This window comes from Syntrophothermus sp., from assembly GCF_013314835.1.
GTDB lineage: Bacteria > Bacillota > Syntrophomonadia > Syntrophomonadales > Syntrophothermaceae > Syntrophothermus > Syntrophothermus lipocalidus.
The window spans coordinates 1-8,358 of record NZ_JABUEX010000075.1 but is presented as its reverse complement, the minus strand read 5'-3'; the positions used below and the strand labels follow the sequence as shown (position 1 = coordinate 8,358).

Annotated in this window: 11 protein-coding genes and 2 pseudogenes; 11 read left to right on the top strand and 2 right to left on the bottom strand. The window is 54.6% G+C overall.

What is annotated here, in order from left to right; translation table 11 throughout:
* From HPY90_RS13905 to HPY90_RS13880, 6 genes and pseudogenes are all read left to right on the top strand, one after another.
* A pseudogene (locus tag HPY90_RS13905) lies at window positions 1–250 on the top strand (DUF169 domain-containing protein); the annotation flags it as partial.
* 47 nt (window positions 251–297) lie between these two features.
* Window positions 298–651 carry a hypothetical protein gene (locus HPY90_RS13900; protein WP_287195358.1) on the top strand — a complete coding sequence of 118 codons (354 nt, stop codon included), beginning with the start codon at window positions 298–300 and terminating at the stop codon, window positions 649–651.
* A gap of 160 nt (window positions 652–811) precedes the next feature.
* Window positions 812–949 (top strand): hypothetical protein, encoded by a 138-nt coding sequence (locus HPY90_RS13895; protein ID WP_287195355.1) that lies wholly within the window; start codon window positions 812–814, stop codon window positions 947–949.
* Between the two features lie 83 nt (window positions 950–1,032).
* Window positions 1,033–1,413, top strand: coding sequence for an ArsR/SmtB family transcription factor (locus tag HPY90_RS13890; RefSeq protein ID WP_287195353.1), 381 nt, complete (start codon window positions 1,033–1,035; stop codon window positions 1,411–1,413).
* Window positions 1,414–1,517: 104 nt separating this feature from the next.
* Entirely contained in the window at window positions 1,518–3,572 is a 2,055-nt protein-coding gene (locus HPY90_RS13885) for a heavy metal translocating P-type ATPase (protein ID WP_502707216.1), read from the top strand.
* Window positions 3,553–3,705 carry a CRISPR-associated endonuclease Cas1 gene (locus tag HPY90_RS13880; RefSeq protein ID WP_353733677.1) on the top strand — a complete coding sequence of 51 codons (153 nt, stop codon included), beginning with the start codon at window positions 3,553–3,555 and terminating at the stop codon, window positions 3,703–3,705. The genes HPY90_RS13885 and HPY90_RS13880 overlap by 20 nt, the downstream gene beginning before the upstream one ends.
* 21 nt (window positions 3,706–3,726) lie before the next feature.
* Here the strand turns inward: HPY90_RS13880 and HPY90_RS13875 are convergent.
* Both HPY90_RS13875 and HPY90_RS13870 read right to left on the bottom strand, forming a co-directional pair.
* A pseudogene (locus tag HPY90_RS13875) lies at window positions 3,727–3,888 on the bottom strand (PIN domain-containing protein); the annotation flags it as partial.
* A 5-nt stretch (window positions 3,889–3,893) separates the two neighbouring features.
* Window positions 3,894–4,043: a hypothetical protein gene (locus tag HPY90_RS13870; RefSeq protein ID WP_287195351.1), complete on the bottom strand. Its 150-nt coding sequence runs from the start codon at window positions 4,041–4,043 to the stop codon at window positions 3,894–3,896.
* Window positions 4,044–4,533: 490 nt separating this feature from the next.
* On the opposite strand from HPY90_RS13870, the gene HPY90_RS13865 reads away from it, so the two are divergent.
* The 5 genes from HPY90_RS13865 to HPY90_RS13845 form a co-directional block, all read left to right on the top strand.
* The gene (locus HPY90_RS13865) at window positions 4,534–5,754 is read left to right on the top strand and encodes a sensor histidine kinase (RefSeq protein ID WP_287195348.1); all 1,221 of its coding nucleotides are present in this window, start codon (window positions 4,534–4,536) and stop codon (window positions 5,752–5,754) included.
* Window positions 5,732–6,472, top strand: a complete 741-nt coding sequence (locus HPY90_RS13860) for a response regulator transcription factor (RefSeq protein WP_287195346.1) — start codon at window positions 5,732–5,734, stop codon at window positions 6,470–6,472. Before HPY90_RS13865 ends, HPY90_RS13860 begins: the two co-directional genes overlap by 23 nt.
* A 204-nt stretch (window positions 6,473–6,676) precedes the next feature.
* Entirely contained in the window at window positions 6,677–7,771 is a 1,095-nt protein-coding gene (locus tag HPY90_RS13855) for a TDT family transporter (RefSeq protein WP_287195344.1), read from the top strand.
* A gap of 11 nt (window positions 7,772–7,782) precedes the next feature.
* Window positions 7,783–7,932 (top strand): hypothetical protein, encoded by a 150-nt coding sequence (locus HPY90_RS13850; protein WP_287195342.1) that lies wholly within the window; start codon window positions 7,783–7,785, stop codon window positions 7,930–7,932.
* A gap of 221 nt (window positions 7,933–8,153) precedes the next feature.
* Window positions 8,154–8,358: HesA/MoeB/ThiF family protein (locus HPY90_RS13845; protein WP_287195340.1), on the top strand; the 205-nt coding region annotated here is incomplete at its 3' end.

Below are 8,358 nucleotides of genomic sequence, written 5' to 3'. Positions count from 1 at the left end.
CAATGACGGGGTTGCCGCCCTCTTCGGTTCCGGGTGTTCGAGCCTTGTCCTCTATCCCCGCCTGGAGCGGCTGGGTAAGAAGCGGGGGATTATCGGCCTGACGGATGTCACGGTGAGGGGGTTTTTACCCCCGGAAATCCTGAGCTTTGCCGTGCCCTTCGAACGGGCGCTGGAGATGGAGGCCAGCGTCCCGGGAAGCTTCCTGGAACGCAAAGTCTGGCAGGGAATTCGGTCCAGGCTCCAAACCTAGTGCTTTTGGCGCCTGGTGGTTGCAAAGCCGTTGCTTTAGATGCGAGGGTGGAACTTAAAGAGTTTCAGGAGTTGGTATTGAAGCAATTCGATAATATTTCAGAACAGTTTAAGAAGGTTGCAGATCGCTTGGATTCTCTTGAAAAGGGACAGGACGGGCTGCGGAAACGGCAGGACGAATTGACGGTGAGGGTGGAAGTCCTGGCAAGGGAACAGGCCCAGTTCAAAGCGGAGGCGCTGGCCAGGTTTGACAACCTGCAAAAGCAGACGGATCTCATAGCCGGCCATGTCTTAAATATTCGGGATAAAGTGGACGAGATTGCCGCGCACCAGGAATCCATGTACGAGATTATCGGACGTCATGAGGTCCACATCCAGACCCTGAGAAAGAGGCCAATTTAATTAGAACGGATGGCTCCTAGATCAATTCTCCACCTCGAGCTGCTTCTCCCGGTGCGGCAGGTTGCCTGCCGCCTTTTTTGTTCTCATTTCCAGCTGTCGTCGTTTTCTTTTCTGGCCCCGGTTAGGAGGATCTCGTTTACGCAATATCAGGCAAAGGGCGTTGGAACTGGAGCAGGTAGCCTGGTTTGAGCCCTGCCGGGCCGGGGCTTTTTTTGCGCCCGGATCGCCCCCGGCCGCGGGGTGGCCGGGATTGCGGTGGCGGGGAGAGATAGAGGTGACCGGGTCATTTTCCCGTTGACAGTTTTAACAGGAGGAAATATTATAACATTAAAGTGCATGTTTTAATAAAGCTGCCCGAATGAGTTTTGAAAGGGTGAGCCCATGGTCGATCGCCGGTTTGTCAGGGAAGGTTTTACTCCGGATGTCTGTGAAATTTTCTGTTCCGATGCCGAAAAGGTCAACCGGTTGAAGCAAGAGGTGGCGGTCACTGAGGGCATGTCCCTCTTTTTCAAGGCGCTGGCCGACGATACCAGATTGAAAATCATCTATGCCCTCTCCAAAGAAGAGCTCTGCGTCTGCGATGTGGCCAACCTGATCGGTTCCACCGTCCAGGCCGCTTCTCACCACCTCCGGTTCTTGAGGAATATCGGCCTGGCCAAATACCGCAAGGAAGGGAAAATCGTTTTCTACAGCCTGAAGGACAGGAAGATAGCGGAACTGTTAGAGACGATCATCCACCAACTCAAAGGGGGCCTGGAATGATGCCGGCAGATGCCTTCAAGGTTACGCCCGGGAAGGAAGGAAAGATCGTTTTCAAGCTTTCCGGCCTTACCTGAATCGACTGCGCCGCCAGGTTTGAAAAAGACGTGGCGGCGATCCCTGGAGTTACCAGGGCGGAACTCAATTTCGGCGCCTCCAGGTTGACGGTGGAGGGAAGGTTTGACCCCGAGGCGGTTACCCGGGAAGGCGCCAGGCATGACATCATCGCCCGGCCGGAAGGGGAAGCTCCCGTAGAACAGACCTTCTGGCAGCGGCACAAGCGCCTCCTTATCACCGGTTTGTCTGGGGCCGCCCTCCTGGCGGGCTGGATTGCGAAGTTTACCGGCACTCCGGGCCCTGTCACCATAGCCTTTTTCCTGGCGGCGATGGTGATCGGGGGAGCGGCCACAGCCAGGAAGGCGTTCTTCAGCCTCCAGAGACTTAGCTTTGATATGAACGTGCTGATGACCGTGGCGGTGATCGGCGCGGCGTCGATCGGGGAGTGGTCCGAGGGTGCGGTGGTGGCCTTTCTCTACTCTGTCTCCAACACCCTGGAGTCGTATACCATGGAAAAGGCACGACAATCGATCCGGGAGTTGATGAACATTACCCCCAGGGAGGCGCTGGTCAGGCGCAACGGCAAAGAAATCCTGCTTCCCGTCGACGAAATCCGGGTGGGCGACATCATGATCGTCAGGCCCGGCGAAAAGATCGCCATGGACGGCAGGATTGTCAGAGGAAATTCCGCCGTCGACCAGGCGGCCATTACCGGGGAGTCAATTCCGGTAGAAAAAGGGGTAGGGGACGAGGTCTTCGCAGGCACCCTGAACCAGGAAGGCGCCATCGAGGTTGAAGTAACCAGACTCGTCAACGATACCACCATTGCCAGAATCATTCACATGGTGGCGGAGGCTCAATCCCGGCGCGCTCCGTCCCAGGCCTTTGTGGATCGCTTCGCAGCGGTTTACACTCCTGTCGTCCTGGCGCTGGCGGCGGTTATCGTTCTGCTGCCTCCTCTTGCCTTGGGACAATCCTGGGGCCCCTGGATTTACCGGGGCCTGACCCTGCTGGTGGTTTCCTGCCCGTGCGCTCTGGTGGTATCAACCCCGGTTGCCCTGGTGGCGGCCATCGGCAACGCCGCCCGCAACGGGGTGTTGATTAAAGGCGGCATTCATCTGGAAGAGGCCGGCGCCCTAGCTGTGGTTGCTTTCGACAAAACCGGGACGCTAACGGTCGGGAAGCCGGTGGTGACGGACGTGATCCCCACCGGGGAGCAGGATAAGCGCAGGCTGCTGGCCCTGGCCGCCAGCATCGAGCTGCTTTCCGAACATCCCCTTGCCAGAGCTGTTGTGGCAAAGGCCGGGGAGATGAAGCTCGAGTTGTCCCGGGTGGAGAATTTTCAGGCCATCGCCGGAAAAGGCGCCCGGGCGGAGGTCGCCGGCAGGGTGTATTACATGGGCAGTTCCAGGTTGTTTGAGGAGATCGGGGCCCCGGTGAGCCGGATCAAACCGCTCCTGGAGCCGCTCCAGGAGCAGGGGAAAACGGCGATGATCTTGGGAACCGAAACAGAGATCCTGGGGGTCGTCGCAGTAGCCGATCAGGTTAGGGAGACGAGCAAAAATGCCGTCCGGGAGCTGAAGAGAACCGGTGTGCGAACCGTCCTGCTGACCGGCGATAATGCCGCCACCGCCAAAGCCATTGCGGGGCAGTTGGGGATCGACGAGTTCGAAGCCGATCTGCTGCCCGAAAACAAGGTGGAGGCCGTGAAAAAGCTGATCGAAAAATACGGCAAGGTGGCCATGGTGGGTGACGGGATCAACGACGCTCCCGCTCTGGCATTGGCCACCGTAGGGATCGCCATGGGCGGGGCGGGAACGGACGTCGCCCTGGAAACCGCGGATATCGCCCTGATGGGGGATGACCTGTCCAGACTCCCCTTCTGTATCCGCCTGAGCAAAGCGGCAGTGAGAGTAATTAAGCAGAATGTCGCCTTTGCCCTGATTGTCAAGCTGTCTGCCGTCCTGCTGGTTTTCCCAGGCTGGCTGACCCTCTGGCTGGCCATTCTCGCCGACATGGGGGCCTCGGTGCTGGTGACCCTGAACGGGGTCCGGCTGCTCCGGCTCAAGCCGCAAAACCGGGCAGATGAGAATGATCACCTGTAGAGAGCAGATCCTCGCCTACAACGACGGCCGCGGGCTGGCTCTGGCGCTGGTCTTTGTTGACGGGAAGCTCCGGAACCAGGTAAACGTTTTGAAATACTTCGGGAAGTACCGGCGGGCGTCCGAGCCGGAATAACTGGAGGAAGTTTTTTAAAAACCTTTCGGAAATGGAGAACTTGCGTAGCAGAACCATTTCTGCCTCTGTTTCTGTTTGTTCACAGAGCACCAAAACATGCTCATTCTTAAGAATACTCTCTAATAACCGGCGCTCCGGTCCTTGAAAAACCATCCCAGAGATTAGAACGTTAGTATCAAGCATTACTCTCATGCTTGATCTCCGTAAAGTTCTCTAAAAAGCCGTTCCCGAGCAGCCTCTATTTCCTGCTCGATTTCCCGACGGGTATATCCTTTATCTTTAGCTTCGGCCACCAGGTCTTTCAGGAGTACGTCTAGAGAGGTCACCGGTTCCAGCACTACTTTATTGTTTTCCACGTAGACCCAAAAGACAAACCGCTTCCTGAGCGGCGCAAATTGAAGCGGGCAAACGGTTGCCAGCAGTTACTGGCGGTGCGGGTGGTAACGACGAGGAGGCTTTGTCAAGCGTCAGTAAAAATGTCAGGTAAAATTCGTCAGTGAATTTGTCAGAGATGTGGTATAATTAGACCTGCGCGGAAGAAACGGTTTTCGCCAAGGGTGGTCTGCTGGTGGTTTGTGGGATGTGACTGCGACACCCTTCCTTATTATGCTCAAGTCTTGCTTTAGTTGTTGCTCTGCTGCTCCAGACGCATACTTTTCTTCCTTCTGCTCTTCGAGAGGATAGATGTACCCCTTCCAGGCAACGTACAGAGAGCCTTGAGGAAGCTTGTGAACTTCTACTACCGCCCGGGATATCATTGACCTTTTTAGAGAAGGAAAAAAGATCTTCTTAGGGAATAAAATATCAAGAAGAACAAGGGGTAGGCTTGTGGAAACATTTGATAACAACCCATTCCAACAAAATCAAGACATCATCCAGCCGGTGCTTGAGAATTTAAGCAATTTTTATCGGCTCTGGATCAAGTATGTAAGCTGCTCCGGGGCATATGTCATTACCCCGATTAACAAACAACAGTGCAATTTCTGCCGCCTTGTCCGCAATCATCCGGTAGGCTATCAGCGGTGCCGGGAGACTGCCAGGCGATGTGTTTACCTCGATCCGCACAGGCACCACCTTTTTCCCTGTCATGCCGGTTTGTACGTCCTGGCCGTTCCGTTACAAGGAGAACGGGGCGCTATTGGAGCGCTGGCCACAGGGGAGATAAGAATAGATGACGGCACCGTCGATACCGGCAAGGTCTTGCAGAAGGTTGCGGACCTGGGTTTGAACCGGGAACGTTTGTCGAGATATTACGAAGAAGTGCCGGTTAAAAAGCGCGAAGAGATCCTGCTGCTGGGGGAGACCCTTTATGCCATCAGCAACTGTTTCATCCGGTTGGGATCTGCCCAGGCAAAGGTCAGACAGGCTGAAATAGAAAAGGCCCTGCTGGAATCGGAATTGCGTGCCCTCAGTTCGCAGATCAATCCCCATTTTCTGTTCAATGCCCTTAATACGATCCAGATGTTCTCTTATCTGGAGGGTGCCAGGAAAACGCCGGATATCATCAATGCCCTGAGCAACCTGCTCCGCGCCAGGCTCAGTGTCAACGACCTGCTGACCTCTCTCAGGGATGAGATGGAAGCGGTAAACAGCCTCCTCTTCATCCAAAAAACACGTTTTGAAGACAGGCTTCAGGTGGTGATCGATATCCCCGATGCCCTCCTGGATGCCCGGGTACCGGCCCTGTCGCTGCAGCCCCTGGTGGAAAATGCCCTCATCCACAGATTGGAGCCTTATGAAGGGACCGGCCGCCTGGAGTTGCAGGCGGAAGTGCGGGGCCGGGATCTGATATTTCACGTGAGGGATAACGGTGTCGGAATGACGCCGGAAGAGCTCGCAAAAATCACCGGGAGGCTTAACCGGAAAGAGATATTCGAGGAAGCAGGGGAAATCGGGATAGCGAATGTTCATAAACGCTGCCTCGCCCTTTTCGGCGAAGGCTACGGGATCCGCATCAAAAGCGAAAAGAACAGGGGTACGGAAGTGACGCTCCGGATCCCTTTCACAACCGGAGATGGGCGGAGAAATGAAGATTTTATTGGCAGATGACGAGCCCATCGTTCGCCGCGGGCTCAAGCAGATGATTAAAAACCTTAATTTTTCCTTTGATGCCGTCCTGGAAGCCGCGACAGGTGGGGAGGTGATTGCTTTAACCGGACGGTACCGCCCGGAGATTATCCTGCTCGATGTTAAAATGCCCGGTCTGGATGGGATTGCCGCCGCCCAAAAGATCAAGCAGGTAAACCCTCAAACCAGGATAATCTTTTTGACGGCGTACGCACGCTTTGATTACGCCCGGGCGGCCGTTCGCTGCGGCGCCAAAGACTACCTTGTCAAGCCGGTGCATCCCGACGAACTCAAGCGGGCAATCGGTGCTTGCCTCGAAGAACTATCGGCCGTACGGCCATCTGCAGCTGGGCCTGATGTCGGTTTGACCAGACCACGGCAGCTCGTTAAGTCGGCGGCTGCCTACATTTTGCAGAACTACATGAAGCCGCTGACACTGGAGGAAGTGGCCCGGCAGGTTCACCTCAGCCCCGCCTATTTTTCCTATTTATTTCGCCGGGAGCAGGGACGGACGTTTACGGATTATCTCACGGCCACAAGATTGGATAAGGCCAAAGAACTGCTCAGAACCGATCCCGCCCTTTCTATCTCCGAAGTCGCCGGGCAGGTGGGCTACGAAGATGCCAATTATTTTTCACGCCTGTTTAAGAAAAAAACCGGTTTAACACCCGCCCGCTATAGAAAAAGAAACCAAGTGTAGACAATTCATTTGATATTCCGTACCGGAAATAAATCCGGTTTTTTTTATGTCTTTTTTTTTCGATTTTTATGGGTTCACCTGCCAACCTAAAAATAATCCAGAAGTGCGAAAAGATCGTGCAGTGATTACCAGGAGCAATCTTTCTAAAATTTAAGGCGAAAGAAGGCGGCGCCTTGCCTGGAGGTTTGGAAAGGAGAGATTGTATTGGAAGCAAAGGTGCAGTTGCAGGAACCCGGGATGAAGGGTTTGACAAAGGTTATAAAAAATTTTGCTCCGGCCTGGTTTGCCTCAGTTATGGGGACGGGAATCTTCGCGGTCACCAGCAAATACTATTCCTGCTACTGGCCCTGGTTAAACAACGTGGCAGCCTGGTTATGGGTGATCAACATCATCCTCTTTTGCGCGCTCATTCTTCCCTGGACCCTGCGCTGGTTTTGTTTCACAGAGCAATCCCTGCGCGACCTGCAGCACCCCATTACAGTTACAGGGCAGTTCTACGCCACGATGCCGATCGGGTGTCTGGTGCTGGCGGCAGATTTCCTGGTTATAGGTACCGAATACCTGGGCATGGATTTGGCAGTCAAGATCGCCAAGGTCTGCTGGGTATCGGGGGGGATCCTGGCCCTGGCCTTCGCAGTCATCACACCGGTTATCAATTTGTTCAACCGGGTAACGGTTGCCGACCTGAATCCGGCCTGGTTCATGCCGCCGGTGAGCCTGATAGTGGCTCCCATTGCCGGTGCGAAACTCATTCCCTACTGGCCGCAATCCTTTCAAAAGTTGCTGCTGCTGGTAAATTACGCATCCTGGGGGACCGGCTTCTTTCTCTTCATATTCCTGGCGGTGATCTGTTTCTATAGATTTATTGTTGCTCCACCTCTTCCGGGGGCCTTGATTCCCACCACCTGGATCTACCTGGGGCCCATCGGTGCGGGTACTCTTGCTCTGCTGAATCTGGGAACGGTCAGCGCGCCCTGGCTGGGAAGCCTTGCCCTGCCGGTAATCAAAATTTTCGGTCTGATCTATTGGAGTTTCGGGTTCTGGTGGCTCGTTGTGGCAGGCATTGTTACCCTCACCAATATCCTGCGCAAGAACCTGCCCTTCCCCCTTTCCTGGTGGGCGTTTACCTTTCCGCTCGGCGCCTACGCCGGGGCAACCTACTCAATTGCCACAGGTTTCCAATGCTCACCCCTCAGATTCTACGGGTTTCTTTGCTATTGCCTGCTGGCCTTCTGCTGGCTAACCGTGTTCGGTAAAACGTTTTTCCGGGTCTGTACAGGCGATCTCTTCAAGGGTTAGGAATTGAGGCGATGGGAAACTTGCGGAACACCTGGCTGATTCGGAAAAGATGCCGAAAGAAAGCAGTCGTAATCTGCTTCACGCCTGACATGGTCGGTGAGATCTGCCGGGAGGATGGTGAGGATTCGGCATTCCCTTATCAGTGCGGTGACGTTTCATGAGTTCCCGGTACCTGCAAATATCTTGAGAAAAATGGCTGCGAAGCGGCCTTTTTGCCGTGCTTTTAAAGAGGGCCGGACTGGTCATTGCATTTAGTTTAAGTGTTTAAGGGGTAGGGGTGGTTGCTTCCCATTAATCCTAGATATATGATTGACTTAGTAGAATATCAATGGTATTCTGTAACAAGCAGCGTAAGGCCAGGGTATGTAGGGAGAGGAGGTAGATGGTGATCATACCTGAGAGGTATGCCCGGCAGGCGCTTGTTTCGGAGATCGGTGAGGCCGGCCAGCAGGCGATAAGGCAGTCAAGGGTGGTGGTAATCGGCCTGGGAGCGCTGGGAAGCAACATTGCGAATATTCTCGCCAGGGCCGGGGTGGGTTCCCTTTGCCTGGTGGACAGGGATTTTGTCGACTGGACCAATCTCCAGA

Bases quoted from the DNA above. Each gene is read 5' to 3' on its own strand.
- HPY90_RS13890 (WP_287195353.1), top strand. From the start codon at position 1,033: ATGGTCGATCGCCGGTTTGTCAGGGAAGGTTTTACTCCGGATGTCTGT.
- HPY90_RS13880 (WP_353733677.1), top strand. From the start codon at position 3,553: ATGAGAATGATCACCTGTAGAGAGCAGATCCTCGCCTACAACGACGGC.
- HPY90_RS13860 (WP_287195346.1), top strand. From the start codon at position 5,732: ATGAAGATTTTATTGGCAGATGACGAGCCCATCGTTCGCCGCGGGCTC.
- HPY90_RS13850 (WP_287195342.1), top strand. From the start codon at position 7,783: ATGGGAAACTTGCGGAACACCTGGCTGATTCGGAAAAGATGCCGAAAG.